We start from the raw sequence: 15,797 nt of genomic DNA, 5'->3' as shown, positions 1-15,797 counted from the left end.
CTGTCTAGAGGAACGATGTCGAGCGACGAGACGCCGAACGTCCCCAGCCCTCGCAACACGCGTGAGGCCGTGCGGGAGAAGGCCCAGAAGGTGCACGCCCAGCAGTCGAGGGCGCGCGTGATGCGACGGATCATCCTCGGCGCGATCGCCATCGTCGCCGTCGGCGCCATCGGCACCGCCATCACCCTCGCCGTCTCGGCGCAGGTGTCGAAGCCCCAGCTCACGCCGGGCGGCATGGACGACGACGGCATCCTCGTCTCGGACATCAGCGCGTCCGCGATGTCGGATGCGACGGTCGCACCCCCGAGCCCGGAAGAGACGGAAGCGGGTGGCGAGGCCACGCCGACCCCGGAGCCCACCACGTCGAGCACGGTCGACATCCACATCTACGTCGACTACCTGTCGCCGGATGCCGGCGAGTTCGAGCGAGCGAACGCGCGTCAGCTCGTCAACTGGATCTCCGAGGGGGCGGCCACCGTCACCTATCACCCGGTCGCCCTGCTCACCGCGAGCTCGAACGGCACCAAGTACTCGCTGCGTTCGGCGGCAGCCGCGGCCTGCGTCGCCACGCACTCGCCCGCGCAGTTCTACGCGTTCAACCACGACCTGCTCGACGACCAGCCAGAGGTGAACACCGACGGCTTCTCTGATGCGCAGCTGGCCGACATCGCCGGCGCAGTCGGCTCGGACAACGTGAAGAGCGTCCGATCGTGCATCGAGGATCAGGACTACGTCACGTGGGCGAAGGAAGCCACCTCGCGCGCACTCGAGGGTCCGCTCGTCGGCTCGGACGATCTCGTGCTCACGGCCGCTCCCATGATCGTCGTGAACGGCGAGGCCTACGTGGGTGCGCTCGACGACCCGAGCGAGTTCTCGCAGTTCGTGCTCACCGTCGCCAGCGACGCCTACTACGCCACGGAGACCCCGACGCCGGCTCCGACGCCCACCGAGACCACGGAGCCCGCTCCCTCGGAGACTCCCGCGTCGTAGTTCGTCGGCGCCCGCCGCCCATCGCTAAGCTGGGAGGCATCCGCCGACTTGGCGCAATTGGTAGCGCACCGTACTTGTAATACGGGGGTTGCAGGTTCGAGTCCTGTAGTCGGCACCGCACGCGAAGGCCCGCGTCCCCTTGAGAACACCCGGGACGCGGGCCTTCTTCGTGTCTGGGCGAGAAACGCAGCCCATGGCTCCGCCTCGTGGCGAGGGGCTCACCGCAGGCCGTCTTCGCAATCGCTCCCCGGTCGTGCTCTCGACCACAGCTCGTATTCGCGACCGTCGTCCGTGTCGATCGACCATGGGGGGAACTCGACGTACCGGTCCATGGCCAGGCTCCACGACGCGTCCGCTCGCGTCGACTCGGGGTCGTCAGCGGGCAGCTCATCCTCTGTCGTCCAATGCTCCGCCGGGTGGTGCTTCGCCCAGTCGTAGATGAGCTGACCGGTGGCGGACCAGTCACGTTCGTTCATGCTCTCGGCGATGTCGGCAGGCATCCGCACGCGATCCGACGTGCTGTAGTCGTACGTGCAGGAGTAGGTTCGCCCGTCGTCGCCGACATAGCTCAGGGAGATCGTCACGTCGGTCGTGAGCCACGGCCGCTGGCCTATGACGATCACGGCGACGAGGGCGCCGATGACGACCACGGCGGTCGCGGTGAGCGCGATCAGCCATCGCACACCCCGCCGCCTTCGAACGAGTCCGGAAGGCGGCGGAACAGAACGAGTCACCGGCGGTTCCTTTCCCGTCGCAGGCGTCCAGCTGCGCGGCATGCGCAGCATCCGCAGGTTGCAGCGAGCTGACCCCGCGTGAAGTCACCAAGTTACCGCGCCTCACCGGCGAGCGGCGGGTGCACGCCGAGGACGCGCTGCGAGGCGGAGCCGGCGAAGGAGTGCTCCGCGGGCGAGTGACACGCGACGTCACACACGAAATAGTGCGCGGGGGTGACGGGTTGTCCCGAGTATGACTCGTATCGGAAACAGTGATCTTGACGTCTTCCCGCTCTCGCTCGGCGGCAACGTATTCGGCTGGACGGCCGATCGCGAGGCATCGTTCGCGGTGCTCGACGCGTTCGTCGACGGGGGTGGCGACTTCATCGACACGGCAGACGGCTACAGCGCCTGGGTGCCCGGCAACTCAGGGGGCGAGAGCGAGACGATCATCGGCGAGTGGCTCGCGTCTCGCCAGCCGAAGGGCGTCGTCGTCGCGACCAAGGTGAGCCAGCATCCGGACTTCAAGGGCCTCTCGGCGTCGAACGTCCGCAGGGCCGCCGAGGCATCGCTCGGTCGCCTGGGTGTCGACACGATCGACCTCTACTACGCGCACTTCGACGATGAGACCGTTCCGCTGGAGGAGACGGTCGCGGCCTTCGGCGAGCTCGTCTCCGACGGTCTCGTGCGCCACGTCGCGGTGTCGAACTACACGGCAGAGCGCATCCGCGAGTGGGTCGAGATCGCCCGCCGCACAGGAGTCGCGCTGCCGGTCGCCGTGCAGCCGCACTACAACCTCGTGCACCGGAACGACGTCGAGGAGACGATCATCCCGGTGGCCCAGGAGTTCGGCCTCAGCCTCGTGCCCTATTACTCGCTGGCGAGCGGCTTCCTCACCGGCAAGTACCGCTCGGTCGACGCCGAAGGGCAGACGTCTCCGCGTGCCTCCGGCGCGGCGAAGTACGCGACCGAGGCGGGGCTCCGGATCATCGACACCCTCGAGGAGATCGGTGACGCGCACGGAGCCTCGATCGCCGCGACCTCGCTGGCCTGGCTGCGCGCTCAGCCGACGGTCGCCGCCCCCATCGCGAGCGCCCGCACGGTCGAGCAGGTTCCCGATCTCCTCGCAGGCGCGCGTCTCGAGCTGACCCCTGACGAGGTCGACGCTCTGAACCGCGTCTCGGAGTGGACCCCGGCGAAAGCCTGAGACCTCTCGCTCTGCCCTCCACCCGACCTAGGGGCCGGAGGGCAGGGCGTCGTCGTCGACGAGACCGAGCCGGTGCGCCAGAATCACCAGGTGGATGCGGTCGCGGGATCCGAGTTTCGAGAGGATCCTGCCCACATGGGTCTTGACGGTGGACTCGCTGACGAACAGCGCCTGGGCGATCTCCGCGTTCGTGAGACCGCGCGCGATCTCGACGAAGACGTCGCGCTCACGGTCGGTGAGGTCCGCCGTGACATCGTCGATCGCACGGGCCCGTGGTGCGGGCGTCGCACCGAGCGTCGGCGTCACATGCTCCAACAGCATCCGTGTGATCCGAGGCGAGAGCGCGGCATCACCCTTGTGAATGGCGCGGATCGCCGCGATCATCTCGTGCCGCTGTGCGTCCTTCAGCAGGAATCCGCTCGCCCCGGCGCGGATCGCCCCGAAGGCGTACTCGTCGAGATCGAACGTCGTCAGCACCAGGACGCGGGTCTGCGGGTGCTCGCGGACGATGGCCGCGGTCGCGGCGATCCCGTCGAGCCCCGGCATCCGGATGTCCATGAGCACCAGGTCGGGGCGCAGCTCGGCCGCCTGGGCGATCGCGTCGTGCCCGTCCGCGGCCTCGCCGACCACGACCATGTCGGCCTCGGCGTCGAGCACCATCCGGAATCCGACGCGGATGAGGGCCTGGTCGTCGACGAGCAGCAGCCTGATCGGCTCGGTCATGGTCTTTCCTCCGGGTCGCGGTCTGTCGGGTCAACCGGCGTCGTGGGGAGCTCGGCGCGCAGCATCCACCGCCCGCCGTCGACGGGTTCGGAGGCGATGGTTCCCCCCGAGTACGCTGCGCGTTCGGCGAGACCGCGCAGGCCGAACCCCGATGCGCCGACAAGGCCGGTGACGCCGTCGTTCACGATCTCGATGGTCACCGCATCCGCGGCGTGCACGAGTCGTACCTCGATCCACGTCGCCGCGGGTGCATGCCTCATGGCGTTCGTCACGCCCTCTTGCACGATGCGCCCGACCGCGTGTGCCAGAACGGGGGAGAGCGAGGCAGCCCCGGTGACCGAGAGCGACACCGGAAAGCCGGCTCGCTGTGCCGCAGCGACCGTCTCCTGCGGGGGCGTCGGCTCGAGTGGAGCGAGGGGCAGCGGCGAATCGTCGGCCCGGAGCACGCCGAGCATGGCACGCATCTCGGTGAGTGCGGTTCGAGCCGTCTCCGCGGCCGAGGACGCCGCCGATCGTGCCTGCGCTCGATCCGGGGTGGCAGCCGCTCCCTCGGACAGCGCGACGATCACGGTGAGCGAGTGGGAGACGATGTCGTGCATCTCACGGGCGATGCGGGCGCGCTCGCCCGCCGCGGCCAGCTGCGCCTGCTGATCGCGTTCGACGAGCAGCTGACGGGAGCGGTCGATCACGGCAGCGAGGTAGCGCTTGCGCCCACCCACGTTCACACCGATCAGTGTGCCGATCAGCCCGAGGACGAGCGACATCACGACGGCGTTCGCGGCGACCTGCAGAGTGATGACGCCGGTGAGCGTGAGCAGTCCGCCGAGCGCGGCGAGCGACCCGAGGGCGATGCCGAACCCCGTCCATGCGGCCCGCGACGACCGGTACACCGCGAGCGAGTAACAGGTGACGAGCAGCAGCGGCGAGCCGATCGGCTGCAGCGCGAAGAGGAATCCGGCCTCGAGTGCGAAGGACGCGACGAACGGCACGAGCGGCCGCCGGCGCCGCCACAGGAGCGTCGCGCAGGCTGCGACGACGGACGCGGGCACCAGGATCGCGACGCCGATGGCGAGGGGCATCGGAAGGTCGCGGGTGATGACACCGGCCGGCACGAGCGAGAGCAACAGGCACACGAGCGCGATCAGGACGTCGGCGACCACCGGATGCCGCGCCCAGAAACGGCGCAGAACGCCCGGTGGACGCGGCAGCCGCAGCCCCTCGTCCTCGCGGACTGAGGTGCTGCGGCTGCGCGTGCGGGTCACCGGGCGACTCTACGCGGGTTCATCGTCGCGCGATCTCGCGGTCACGCATCGCGCGTGCGGAGCACGGCCCAGGCAGCGAGCATGCCCGCGGCGACCCAGCCCGCCAGCGTGAGATATGCGACCGGAGCCTCGAGGGCAGCAACCTCGGGGAGGATCGCGCTCTGGGCTGCGGCCACCGGGAGGTAGCTCGCGGCGTCCATGACCCAGGCCCAGGCCTCGCCGGCGACCGCGAAGAAGCTCGCGACGATCGGCAGCACGAACAACAGGCCGACGGTCGCGGCGATCGCTCCGGCGCCCGAGCGCAGGATGAACCCGAACGCCACACCGATCAGGGCGAACACGGCCATCGCGAGCGACGAGACCACGATGGGGAGGATCGATGCCGAGGGGTCGCCCCAGTCGATGCCCTGATCCCGCGAGGCGACGACCGCGGAGACCGCCACGGCCGCCGCCATGAAGATGACCAGCGACGACACGAACATGAACAGACCGACCACGACCGCCTTGGCGCCCAGCACGGATCCGCGCTTCGGGTTGGCGGCCAGCGTCGAACGGATCATCCCGGTCGAGTACTCGCCCGTCACGGAGATCGCGCCGAGGATGCCGGCGAGCAGCATCGTGAACTGGATCGGCATGACGACGGCCTGGATGGGATCGAAGCCCGGCATGTCGATCGCCTGCGCGATGAGCACGGCGATGCCGATCGTGAGGATCGCCGCGATGCCGATCGACCACCAGGTCGAACGGAGCGTGGCCAGCTTGATCCACTCGCCGCGCACGGCGCGGATGAACGTGAGCCGGCGATCGGTGTCGACATGCTGACGGCGGAGGGGCGGAGCCTGGACGGTCATGAGATCTCCTTCGTCCGGTACTCGACCGAGTCGCCGGTGAGGGCGAGGTAGGCGTCTTCGAGCGATCCGGTGGTCGGGGTGAGTTCGTGCAGGGGGATGCCGCGCTCTGCGGCGAGGTCGCCGATGCGCGACGCGGGGAGGCCGACGATGTCGATCAGATCGGGGGCGGAGCTCACGATCTCGACGGACGGACCGCTCACTGCGGCAGCCAGGTCGGCGGCTCGAGGGGTGCGAACACGCACGGTGTTGGTCGTCCAGGCCCGCACGAGCTCCTCGAGCGGGGCGTCGGCGAGCACCTTTCCCCGACCCATCACGATCACGTGATCGGCGGTCTGCGCCATCTCGCTCATCAGGTGGCTCGAGAGCAGCACGGTGCGTCCCTCGGAGGCCGCGTGACGCACGAACTGGCGCACCCACCGCACGCCCTCGGGGTCGAGGCCGTTGACCGGCTCGTCGAGGATCAGAGTGTGCGGGTCGCCGAGCAGGGCGGAGGCGATTCCGAGCCGCTGCCCCATGCCGAGCGAGAACTTGCCCGCGCGCTTGCGGGCAACGGGGCCGATGCCCGCGAGGTCGATGACCTCGTCGACGCGGGATGCGGGGATGCCGTGGGTCGCCGCCATCGCACGCAGGTGGTTGCGCGCGGTGCGGCCGGTGTGCACGGCCTTGGCATCGAGCAGCACTCCCACCTCGGTGAGCGGGGCGCGGAGCTTGCGGTATTCCCGTCCGCCGACGGTCGCGATGCCCGAGGTCGGCCGGTCGAGGCCGACGATCATGCGCATCGTCGTGGACTTGCCCGCGCCGTTCGGCCCGAGAAACCCCGTGACCGTGCCCGGCTGCACCGTGAACGACACGTCCTGGACGGCTGTCTTGTCTCCGAATCTCTTCGTGAGGCCTTCTGCTGTGATCATGTCTACGACGCTATCGACCACCCCACCGCCCCCGCGTCCTCCCTGGGTACCGTTCCGCCGACGTCCGGAGTCATCCTCTCGGCGGATGCCGTGGTCTCGCCGTCTCAGTCGGCAGGGCGCCCGAACCGGTCAGGGTCGATCGGCCGCTGCGCTCGGGGGAGCTTCTCGACCACCAGCCGGTACGACTCGGTGACGAGTTCGGTCACCAGATCCTCTTCGAGCGATGGCCCTGGCATCAGGGTGATCCAGTGCTTCTTGTTCATGTGGTAGCCGGGAACGATGTCGGGGAACGTCTCTCGCAACGCGACGGAGTCATCGGGGTGGGACTTGAGCGTCACGCGCCCGGTGCCGTCGAGAGGGATCAGCAGGAAGACTCGCCCTCGCACCTTGTAGACGTCCCACTCGGGGCCGAACGGGTTGTCGCGCTCCGCACCGGGAAGCTCTTCGGCGCGCGCAGTGGCGGCGGCGCCCAACTGGGTCGAGTCCATGCTCAGAACAGCCGATCGGCGCCCTTGTCGTCGGCGCGGGGCGCGGCCTGAACGCGCTCGTCGATCGCGGCCGCGGCGAGCAGGGCCTCGTCGATGATCTCCTTCGTGGGCTCGGCGGTCAGCCAGTCGTCGCTCAGCGCCGCGGGGATCAGCAGCGGCATCCGATCGTGGATGCCGGCGAGGTGAGGGGGAGCCGGGCGCATCACGATCGAGTAGCAGGTGAAGGAATCGCCATCGGCGGTGCGCCCCCGCTGGGTGACGGCGGCCATGCCGAAGAGCGCACCGTCGTCGACGACGAACTCGTGCCAGACGCGCTCGGGCTTCTTCATCTCGTACCAGCTCGTCGCCGGCACGAGAGCACGGGTCTTCAATCCGCCGGGGCGCTCCTGCAGGCGCTCGGATCGGGTGTTGATCGACGGGAACTTCGAGGGCTCCCCGCCGATCAGGAACCCCCACCAGGCGGGTTCGAGCACGGGCTCGGTCTCGGGCTGCACCACGATCGGGTTGAGGTTGCGCAGATTCTTGCCTGTGGGGCGCACGGTCTCGCGCGCGTTCTGCTCGGCCCAGCCACGCAGCCCCTCGAGCACCGCCTCGTCGGCGGCGGCCAGGAGCTCGGTATCGGTGAACCGGGGGTCAAGTCCGTAACTCGCGCACATGCCGTCAGGGTACGCCCGGCCGCCGACATCGTGCGCACGGCGAGATGGCGATCATCTCTCGGTTAGGGTCGACAGGTGACCCAGGCCCGTCCACTGTCTCCGCCCCTCGCGCTCGGCGGAGCAGTGGCGATCGGCGTCATGACGGCCATCCAGGCGCGCACCAACGGCGTGCTGGGCGTCGAGGTCGACAACGGCATCGTGGCCGGCCTCATCTCCTTCTCCGTCGGACTGGCGGCCCTCGCGGTGGTGATCGTCTGCATTCCCTCCGCGCGTCGAGGCGTCGGGCGTCTGCTCGGCGGCATCCGCGATCGGACGATCCCGTTCTGGATGCTGCTCGGCGGTGCCTGCGGTGCACTCACCGTCTCGACTCAGGGCATCACGGCCGGGGTGCTCGGCGTCTCGCTGTTCACGGTGGGAGTCGTCGCAGGACAGACCCTGCACGGGCTCGTGCTCGACCGCATCGGGTTCGGTCCCGCCGGGGTCGTCGCGATCACACCAGGGCGCGTGCTGGGCGGAGCGCTCGCGCTCGCCGCGGTCGGCATCTCGCTGAGCGGCGACGTCCTGACCACTGCCCCGCTCTGGATGCTCCTCCTGCCATTCGCGGCAGGCGTCGGCATCGCCTGGCAGGCCGCGACCAACGGCCGTCTGTCGCAGCGCGTGCGCTCGCCCCTCGCGGCGACGTTCATGAGCTTCATCGCCGGCACCATCGCACTGCTGGTCGCCGCCGGCATCAGCATCGCGGTGCGGGGCGCACCAGACGCTCCTCCGGCTGAGCCGTGGCTGTACCTCGGCGGATTCCTCGGCGCCGCGTACATCCTGCTCGGCACTTTCATCGTCGCGCACACGGGGGTGCTGCTGATGGGACTCGGGTCGGTGCTGGGCCAGCTCGCGACCTCGGTGATCATCGACCTGATCTGGCCGGCCGCGGCCGGCCCCGCGCCCTGGCAGATCATCGGGATGGTGGTCGTCGCCGTGGCATCCGTCGCCGTCGCGCTGCCTCGCAGCAGGCGGAACTGACCTACTGCTTCTTCTGCTTCTTCGCGTTCTTCTTCGCTTTCGGCTCGGCAGTCGGCTGGGGTTTGGGCATCCGCGTCACGAGGCCCCGCGCATCGACAGGCTTGCGGCGACCGGGCCTGCGGCCTGAGGGCTTGCCTCCGACGTACAGCCATCCGAGCAGCTCCTCGTTCTTGCCGAGGCCATGGGCCTTCGCGACGGCCTTCGATCGCGTGTAGTGACCCGTGCGCCACAGCACGCCGAAGCCGGCCTCGTCGAGCAGCAGACTGAGCATGTGAGCGACACCCGAGGCGACGGCCTCCTGCTCCCACCGCGGGACCTTCTCGCTCTTGCGGTAGCTGGCGACGACCGCGATCAGCAGCGGAGCGCGCAGCGGCTTGGTAGAGGGGGACTTGTCGCCCTCGGCCTTGGCGATCGCGGCGCCCAGCAGCTCTCGGTCTGATCCGCGCAGCTCGATCAGGCGCCACGGGCGCAGCGAGGAGTGGTCGGCGACGCGTCCGGCGGCTGCGACGAGCTTCAGAAGCTCGTCGCGCGACGGTGCCTCGTCGGTGACCTTCGAGGAGGACTGCCGTGCGCGAACGGCCTCGAGGGCGCTCACGACTCTTCGGGTGTGAAGTTCAGGGCGATGGAGTTCATGCAGTAGCGGTCACCGGTGGGCGTGCCGAAGCCGTCGGGGAAGACATGCCCGAGGTGCGATCCGCAGTTCGCGCAGCGCACCTCAGTGCGCACCATGCCCAGGGTCGTGTCCTCGATGAGCTGCACCGCGTCGGGGCGGATCGACTCGTAGAAGCTCGGCCACCCGCATCCGGAATCGAATTTGGTCCCGCTCTTGAACAGCTCGGCGTTGCACGCGCCGCAGGTGTACAGGCCGGCGCGGCCCTCGTCGAGCAGCTCGCCCGTCCAGGCGCGCTCGGTCGCGGCTTCGCGGAGCACCGCATACTGCTCTTCACCGAGCTCTTCGCGCCACTCTTCTTCGGTCTTGTCCACGCTGTACGACATAGGTCCTCCCGGGGTCTGCTCCATTCTCTCGCGTTCAGAGGGGGTCGGCGTCACGAGACAATGGATGAATGACGGATGCCGTGCGGCTGCGCTATCGGCGCTTCGCCGATGAGGAAGCGCCGGGGCGCAGCGATCTCTATGTCGACTGGGCTTCCGGCGTGGCCGGTGACCCCGAGATGCAGGGGGTGCTCGCTCGGATCCCTGAGAACCGCAGGCAGCCCCCGCTCGTGTTCGCCGTGACGCGGATGCTGGGCGTCGGCCTCGTCCGCTACGACGCGTGGCGCGCGTTCGTGCTCTCCCGCGCCGACGAGATCGTGAGCGAATGCAGTGGCCGGCGTCTGCAGACCAACGAGCCGCTCCGACTCGCACCGCTGCTTCCTGTGCTGTCCGAGATCGATGGACCGATCGCCCTGCTCGAGGTCGGCGCCTCCGCGGGCCTGTGCCTGTACCCCGATCGCTACTCGTACCGCTTCGTCGGCTCCGACGGTCAGGTGCGCGCGGCACTCGACCCGCACGACGGGCCGAGCCCGGTCGTGCTGCAGAGCAGAGTCGACGGGCGCCTCCCCGCCATGAGGATGCCGGACATCGTCTGGCGCGCCGGCATCGACCTCGCGCCTCTCGACGCCCGAGACGACCGAGACCGTCGCTGGCTGCAGGGGCTCGTCTGGCCGGGGGAGGAAGGGCGGGAACAGCGGGTGAGAGCGGCGCTCGACATCGCCGCAGCCGATCCGCCCCGCCTCATCGCCGGCGACGCGCTCGAGAGGATCGACGCGCTCGCAGCCGAGGCACCCCGGGGTGCCGCTCTCGTGATCACGACGCCGGGCGTGCTCGTGCACATTCCGCGAGAGGCACGCACAGCACTGGTCGAGCGCATCACAGCTCTGGATGCCCGCTGGGTGACGATCGATCCTCCGGCATTGTTGGGCGACGTCTGGCAGCCGCCCGTGGTCGCCGAGGAGTGGACCGGGTTCGTCGTGGCGCTCGACGGCGACGTGCGCGCGGCGGCCGATCCGCTCGGCAGATGGTGGGAGTGGCGCACCGGAATCGCCGCTTCCGCGACCTAATCTGGTCACATGCTGGGAGATCTGAGCGAACGGGATCGCGCGATCCTCGCGCTCGAGACCGCCTGGCCGCGGCACGGCGGCGCGAAGGAAGAGGTCATCCGTGCCCAACTGGGCATGAGCGCAGCCCGCTACTACCAGCTCCTCGGCCGTCTGATCGAGTCGGAGGCAGCCCTGGAGTACGACCCGATGCTCGTGCGACGGCTGCGCCGCATCCGGGACGCCAGGTCGTTCCAGCGCGCCGCACGCACTCCGGGATTCGTGGGCTGACGAGGCTCGCGCCACGCGTCGGCGCCGTCGGAAGCGGATACACGGGCCGGTGCCATTAGCATCGAGGAGTGTCAAAGCTCAGCCGAGATCGATTCGACGACGTCCCCCGCTCGTCCGGACGCGTCGGAGCGCACCGCGCCGAATCCCCGGGGATGAACGGCTGGGTGGTGCTCCTGTGGTCGTTCGTGGCTGCCCTGGTGCTCATCATCGGCGGCATCTTCGGCTCGCTCGTGGTGATGGGGCGCATCACCCTCTTCCCGGAGGCCGTCCCCACGTCGAGCCCGACGCCCGTCGAGACCGGTGTCGTCGACGTCACCTATTCGGTGATGATCCTCAACGCGTCGCCGGACGAGGGTCTGGACGAGCAGATGCGCGACCTGCTCATCAACAACGGCTGGGCCGCCGACGTCGTGTTCGCGAGCGACAGCGCGAGCCAGGACTTCTCGACGACGACCGTCTACTACGTCGCCGAAGAGGATGAGCTCGCCGCCCTCGGCCTCGCGAACCTGATCGGCGGTGCCGCGGTCGAGCAGAGCGACTTCTACTCCGACCTGAACGACACGGGGGCGAAGCAGCTCACGGTCGTCATCGGACTCGATCGTGCGACGACCGCGCCGGAGACGCCCGCAGACACTCCCGCCCCGTAGACCGCCGCGCGGTCCGTCCGCGCAGCTTGCACTCGATGGGGTCGAGTGCCAGAATGGCGTTAGCACTCTCTCACTCTGAGTGCTAAACCCAACGTCTACGTCCAGGAGGGACGAAAAAACTCATGGCAAAGATCATTGCTTTCGATGAGGAGGCCCGACGCGGCCTCGAGCGCGGCCTCAACATCCTCGCCGACGCTGTCAAGGTGACCCTCGGCCCGCGCGGTCGTAACGTCGTGCTGGAGAAGAAGTGGGGCGCCCCCACGATCACGAACGACGGTGTCTCCATCGCCAAGGAGATCGAGCTCGACGACCCGTACGAGAAGATCGGCGCTGAGCTCGTCAAGGAGGTCGCCAAGAAGACCGACGACGTCGCCGGCGACGGAACCACCACCGCCACGGTGCTCGCTCAGGCTCTGGTCCGCGAGGGCCTGCGCAACGTCGCAGCCGGCGCAGACCCGATCTCGCTGAAGCGCGGCATCGAGAAGGCCGTCGCGGCCATCACCGAGGAGCTCCTCGCCAGCGCGAAGGAGATCGACTCCAAGGAGCAGATCGCCGCCACCGCGTCGATCTCCGCTGCTGACCCCGCCATCGGCGAGCTCATCGCCGAGGCGATCGACAAGGTCGGCAAGGAAGGCGTCGTCACCGTCGAGGAGTCGCAGACCTTCGGCACCGAGCTCGAGCTCACCGAGGGCATGCGCTTCGACAAGGGCTACCTGAACCCGTACTTCGTGACGGACCCGGAGCGCCAGGAGGCTGTCTTCGAAGACGCCTACATCCTCATCGCGAACCAGAAGATCTCGAACATCAAGGACCTTCTGCCCATCGTCGACAAGGTGATCCAGGACGGCAAGGAGCTCGTCATCATCGCCGAGGACGTCGAGGGCGAGGCTCTCGCGACTCTCGTGCTCAACAAGCTCAAGGGCATCTTCAAGTCGGTCGCCGTCAAGGCTCCCGGCTTCGGCGACCGTCGCAAGGCGCAGCTGCAGGACATCGCGATCCTCACCGGTGGTCAGGTCATCACCGAAGAGGTCGGCCTGAAGCTCGAGAACGCCACGCTCGACCTGCTGGGTCGTGCTCGCAAGGTCATCGTCACCAAGGACGAGACCACGATCGTCGAGGGTGCCGGTGAGGCAGACCAGATCGAGGGTCGCGTCACGCAGATCCGTCGCGAGATCGAGAACACGGACAGCGACTACGACCGCGAGAAGCTGCAGGAGCGCCTCGCCAAGCTTGCAGGTGGCGTCGCCGTCATCAAGGCGGGCGCGGCAACCGAGGTCGAGCTCAAGGAGCGCAAGCACCGTATCGAGGACGCCGTTCGCAACGCGAAGGCAGCCGTCGAAGAGGGCATCGTCCCCGGTGGAGGCGTCGCGCTGATCCAGTCGGGCACCAAGGCTCTCGACGCTCTCTCGCTCACGGGTGACGAGGCGACCGGTGCGAACATCGTTCGCGTCGCGATCGAGGCTCCGCTGAAGCAGATCGCCCTCAACGCAGGCCTCGAGCCTGGTGTCGTCGCGAACAAGGTCTCCGAGCTCCCCTCGGGCCAGGGCCTCAACGCGGCAACGGGCGAGTACGTCGACATGTTCGCCGCCGGCATCATCGACCCGGCGAAGGTGACCCGCTCGGCTCTGCAGAACGCAGCGTCGATCGCGGCTCTCTTCCTCACCACCGAGGTCGTCGTCGCTGACAAGCCTGAGAAGGCTGCTGCTCCGATGGGTGACCCGTCGGGTGGCATGGACTTCTGATCCATCAGCACTGACAGAAACGCCCCGACCTCGGTCGGGGCGTTTCTGCGTTCGCGGGTGTTCGAACCGTGAATCAGCGGAACAGGCTCGCCGAGTACTGATCGGCGTCTGCATACTGCGTCGCCGCGCTGCCCAGCGAATGCCCGATCGATTCGAGCACCTGCTCGACGTGCAGCTGCGCTCCACGCCACTCCTCGGCACATGACTGGAACGCGGCCGACGCGGTGCCGACCCACGTGGTCTGCAGCTGTGTGAGCTGGGACATGAGCGTCGCGGACTCCGTCTGCAGACGCTCCATGGTGGCCAGCGCCGCGCCTTGGGCGGCACCTACGGCTTCGGTGTCGACGGTGATGACGGACATGGGAACTCCTCTCGATTGGTGCTCCGACGATAGGGGAGACGAGATCCCCGGATGCGGGTGCGCGCGCGTCCCGGCGCCCGCTGTGGAGAACCCGCATGGGCGCCGCGCCGTGCAGGAGCGCCGATCAGGAGCGCCGAGCAGGAGCACCCGCGCGAGAAGCGAGGTGCGGTCAGAGATCCAGCCGCTCGAGGGGCTGAGTGTCTTCGAGGAGGTGGGCGGGCGTCGCGCGTGAGGGGGCGAGCGGCAGCGTGACGGTGAAGGTCGCTCCGCCACCCGGCGTCTCGGACACTGCGACGCTTCCGTGCAGCGCTTTCACGATGGATGACACGATCGCGAGCCCGAGCCCGGACCCACCGGTCTCACGTGCTCGGGAGGTGTCGGCGCGCCAGAAGCGCTCGAAGATCTGCTCGCGGATCTGGGGAGGGATTCCCTCGCCGTGGTCGACGATCGCGATGCTCGCCGTGCCCCGCACGCGGTCCGCGTCGACGACGATCTCGATCGGACTCTCCTCAGGCGAGAAGCGACGCGCATTGCCGAGCAGGTTGGTGACCACCTGGCGCACCTTGTTCTCCTCGCCGAGCACGATCGGCGGGGTGCGCACGGGAATGTCCGCGGCTTCAGTGAAGTCGATCGCCGGCACGTCCGCCGCGGAGCTTCGCGAGCGACGTCGCAGACGGGCGAGCGTGCCGCGGGAGAGCCCACGCGGAGCGGGAGTCTCGGGTGCGGCGGGCACGACAGGCGTCGACCGAGTGGTGAGGTCGATCAGCGGGGCCTCGACCGTGCGGTCGACGACGGTCACGGTGCGTGCCGGAGCCGCAGCACGCAGATCGAGGGCGGCGTCGCGGGCGATGGGACGGAGGTCGAGTGCCTCGATCTCGGGTTCGCGCTCTTCGTCGAGACGCGCGAGCGCAAGCAGATCCTCGACGAGCACGCCCATGCGGATCGCCTCTTTCTCGATGCGCTCCATGGCCCGGGCGGTGTCCTCCTCGCCCTTGATCGCACCCATCCGGTAGAGCTCCGCATACCCGCGCACGCTCACCAGAGGTGTGCGCAGCTCGTGGCTGGCGTCGCCGATGAAGCGACGCATGTGCTGCACGGTGCGGTCCCGCTGCGCGAGCGATCCGTCGACTCGATCGAGCATCGTGTTGATCGCGCTGTTCAGGCGGCCGACCTCGGTCGTCGGCTCGAGATCGGTGAGGCGCTGTGTGAAGTCGCCCGCGGCGATCGACATGGCCGTGGACTCGACCTGACCGAGCCGTCGGAACGTCAGTGTCACAAGCCCTCGGGTCAGCAGCGCCGCAAGGAAGATGGTGACGAACGCGACGGTGATGTAGATGCCGAAGTACTGGCTGATGATGCGATCCGCGTACTCGAGCGGCATCGCGACGATCTGGATCCGCAGCGATCCGTCGCCCTCTCCGGGCACCCGTGCCACAGCCGCCCGGAAGCTCGATCCCTTGGTGCCCTCGATCGTGAACCGGGTGTCCTCGTTGGCCTGCACGTCGAGGGGGGAGTACGACGAGGGGAAGAGCGGTGCCCCGTTGTCGGAGTTGCCTGTGGTCGTCTGCAGCACGCCCTCAGCGTCGTAGATCGCGACGAAGAAGTCACGGGGCGAGTCCGTGGGTGTGTAGACGGTCTTGCCGTCTTCGACCGTCACGTCGAAGTACCGGTTCGCGAGATCGGCAGACACCAGAGCAGGGAGCTGAGCGTCGATGTTGCTGACCAGCGAGTTGCGCAGGATCGGCACGGTGCCGAGGCCCGCCGCGAGCAGGCCCAACGCGAGCACGGCGACCGTGACACCCGTCACCTTGGCGCGCAGGCTGATCGACCGCCACCACTTGGTGATCGCGTCAGGCTTATGCGCCATGCGGACCTCCCTGGAGACGGATGCTGTGCGGCGTCAGC

General features: G+C 68.7%; 18 protein-coding genes and 1 tRNA gene. 8 read left to right on the top strand and 11 right to left on the bottom strand.

The window, feature by feature from the left end:
* Positions 1-15 precede the first annotated feature (15 nt).
* Complete coding sequence (locus ASF87_RS01375) at positions 16-990, top strand: DsbA family protein (RefSeq protein WP_056373609.1); 975 nt, start codon at positions 16-18, stop codon at positions 988-990.
* 42 nt (positions 991-1,032) lie between these two features.
* Positions 1,033-1,105: transfer RNA gene (locus tag ASF87_RS01370), tRNA-Thr, on the top strand.
* Between the two features lie 103 nt (positions 1,106-1,208).
* Here the strand turns inward: ASF87_RS01370 and ASF87_RS01365 are convergent.
* Positions 1,209-1,673, bottom strand: a complete 465-nt coding sequence (locus ASF87_RS01365) for a hypothetical protein (RefSeq protein ID WP_235558839.1) — start codon at positions 1,671-1,673, stop codon at positions 1,209-1,211.
* 283 nt (positions 1,674-1,956) lie between these two features.
* Between ASF87_RS01365 and ASF87_RS01360 the strand changes: the two genes are divergently transcribed.
* Positions 1,957-2,910 (top strand): aldo/keto reductase, encoded by a 954-nt coding sequence (locus tag ASF87_RS01360; RefSeq protein WP_056373607.1) that lies wholly within the window; start codon positions 1,957-1,959, stop codon positions 2,908-2,910.
* A 27-nt stretch (positions 2,911-2,937) separates the two neighbouring features.
* Here ASF87_RS01360 and ASF87_RS01355 read toward each other — a convergent pair whose 3' ends face one another.
* The 6 genes from ASF87_RS01355 to ASF87_RS01330 all read right to left on the bottom strand — a co-directional run bounded on the left by ASF87_RS01355 (position 2,938) and on the right by ASF87_RS01330 (position 7,798).
* Positions 2,938-3,633 (bottom strand): response regulator, encoded by a 696-nt coding sequence (locus ASF87_RS01355; protein ID WP_056373605.1) that lies wholly within the window; start codon positions 3,631-3,633, stop codon positions 2,938-2,940.
* Positions 3,630-4,895, bottom strand: a complete 1,266-nt coding sequence (locus tag ASF87_RS01350) for a sensor histidine kinase (RefSeq protein ID WP_056373604.1) — start codon at positions 4,893-4,895, stop codon at positions 3,630-3,632. The genes ASF87_RS01355 and ASF87_RS01350 overlap by 4 nt, the downstream gene beginning before the upstream one ends.
* Positions 4,896-4,936: 41 nt before the next feature.
* The gene (locus tag ASF87_RS01345) at positions 4,937-5,746 is read right to left on the bottom strand and encodes an ABC transporter permease subunit (protein ID WP_056373602.1); all 810 of its coding nucleotides are present in this window, start codon (positions 5,744-5,746) and stop codon (positions 4,937-4,939) included.
* Entirely contained in the window at positions 5,743-6,654 is a 912-nt protein-coding gene (locus ASF87_RS01340; protein ID WP_056373600.1) for an ABC transporter ATP-binding protein, read from the bottom strand. Before ASF87_RS01340 ends, ASF87_RS01345 begins: the two co-directional genes overlap by 4 nt.
* Positions 6,655-6,758: 104 nt before the next feature.
* Positions 6,759-7,142, bottom strand: a complete 384-nt coding sequence (locus tag ASF87_RS01335) for an MmcQ/YjbR family DNA-binding protein (protein WP_056373598.1) — start codon at positions 7,140-7,142, stop codon at positions 6,759-6,761.
* 2 nt (positions 7,143-7,144) lie between these two features.
* On the bottom strand, positions 7,145-7,798 hold the full coding sequence (locus ASF87_RS01330; protein ID WP_056373596.1) for an SOS response-associated peptidase family protein: 654 nt from the start codon (positions 7,796-7,798) through the stop codon (positions 7,145-7,147).
* A 75-nt stretch (positions 7,799-7,873) separates the two neighbouring features.
* Here ASF87_RS01330 and ASF87_RS01325 point away from each other — a divergent pair, with 75 nt between their 5' ends.
* Entirely contained in the window at positions 7,874-8,815 is a 942-nt protein-coding gene (locus ASF87_RS01325; RefSeq protein ID WP_082508717.1) for a DMT family transporter, read from the top strand.
* A gap of 1 nt (position 8,816) precedes the next feature.
* Here the strand turns inward: ASF87_RS01325 and ASF87_RS01320 are convergent, their stop codons facing one another.
* Positions 8,817-9,410 carry a nitroreductase family protein gene (locus ASF87_RS01320; RefSeq protein WP_056373594.1) on the bottom strand — a complete coding sequence of 198 codons (594 nt, stop codon included), beginning with the start codon at positions 9,408-9,410 and terminating at the stop codon, positions 8,817-8,819.
* Positions 9,407-9,811, bottom strand: coding sequence for a peptide-methionine (R)-S-oxide reductase MsrB (msrB, locus tag ASF87_RS01315; protein WP_042539800.1), 405 nt, complete (start codon positions 9,809-9,811; stop codon positions 9,407-9,409). Before msrB ends, ASF87_RS01320 begins: the two co-directional genes overlap by 4 nt.
* Positions 9,812-9,879: 68 nt before the next feature.
* Between msrB and ASF87_RS01310 the strand changes: the two genes are divergently transcribed.
* The 4 genes from ASF87_RS01310 to groL all read left to right on the top strand — a co-directional run bounded on the left by ASF87_RS01310 (position 9,880) and on the right by groL (position 13,531).
* On the top strand, positions 9,880-10,875 hold the full coding sequence (locus ASF87_RS01310) for a DUF2332 domain-containing protein (protein ID WP_056373592.1): 996 nt from the start codon (positions 9,880-9,882) through the stop codon (positions 10,873-10,875).
* A gap of 9 nt (positions 10,876-10,884) precedes the next feature.
* On the top strand, positions 10,885-11,142 hold the full coding sequence (locus tag ASF87_RS01305) for a DUF3263 domain-containing protein (protein WP_056373590.1): 258 nt from the start codon (positions 10,885-10,887) through the stop codon (positions 11,140-11,142).
* A 68-nt stretch (positions 11,143-11,210) separates the two neighbouring features.
* On the top strand, positions 11,211-11,789 hold the full coding sequence (locus ASF87_RS01300) for a LytR C-terminal domain-containing protein (RefSeq protein WP_235558838.1): 579 nt from the start codon (positions 11,211-11,213) through the stop codon (positions 11,787-11,789).
* Between the two features lie 122 nt (positions 11,790-11,911).
* Complete coding sequence (gene groL / locus ASF87_RS01295; RefSeq protein ID WP_042539806.1) at positions 11,912-13,531, top strand: chaperonin GroEL; 1,620 nt, start codon at positions 11,912-11,914, stop codon at positions 13,529-13,531.
* A gap of 73 nt (positions 13,532-13,604) precedes the next feature.
* Here groL and ASF87_RS01290 read toward each other — a convergent pair whose 3' ends face one another.
* Positions 13,605-13,892, bottom strand: a complete 288-nt coding sequence (locus tag ASF87_RS01290) for a WXG100 family type VII secretion target (RefSeq protein ID WP_056373588.1) — start codon at positions 13,890-13,892, stop codon at positions 13,605-13,607.
* Between the two features lie 169 nt (positions 13,893-14,061).
* The gene (locus ASF87_RS01285; protein WP_082508716.1) at positions 14,062-15,759 is read right to left on the bottom strand and encodes a sensor histidine kinase; all 1,698 of its coding nucleotides are present in this window, start codon (positions 15,757-15,759) and stop codon (positions 14,062-14,064) included.
* Positions 15,760-15,797: the final 38 nt, after the last annotated feature.

The organism is Microbacterium sp. Leaf161, assembly GCF_001423645.1.
Lineage (GTDB): Bacteria > Actinomycetota > Actinomycetes > Actinomycetales > Microbacteriaceae > Microbacterium > Microbacterium forte.
Note: the sequence above shows the minus strand (reverse complement) of the source record. Positions and strands in the feature narration are given on the sequence as shown.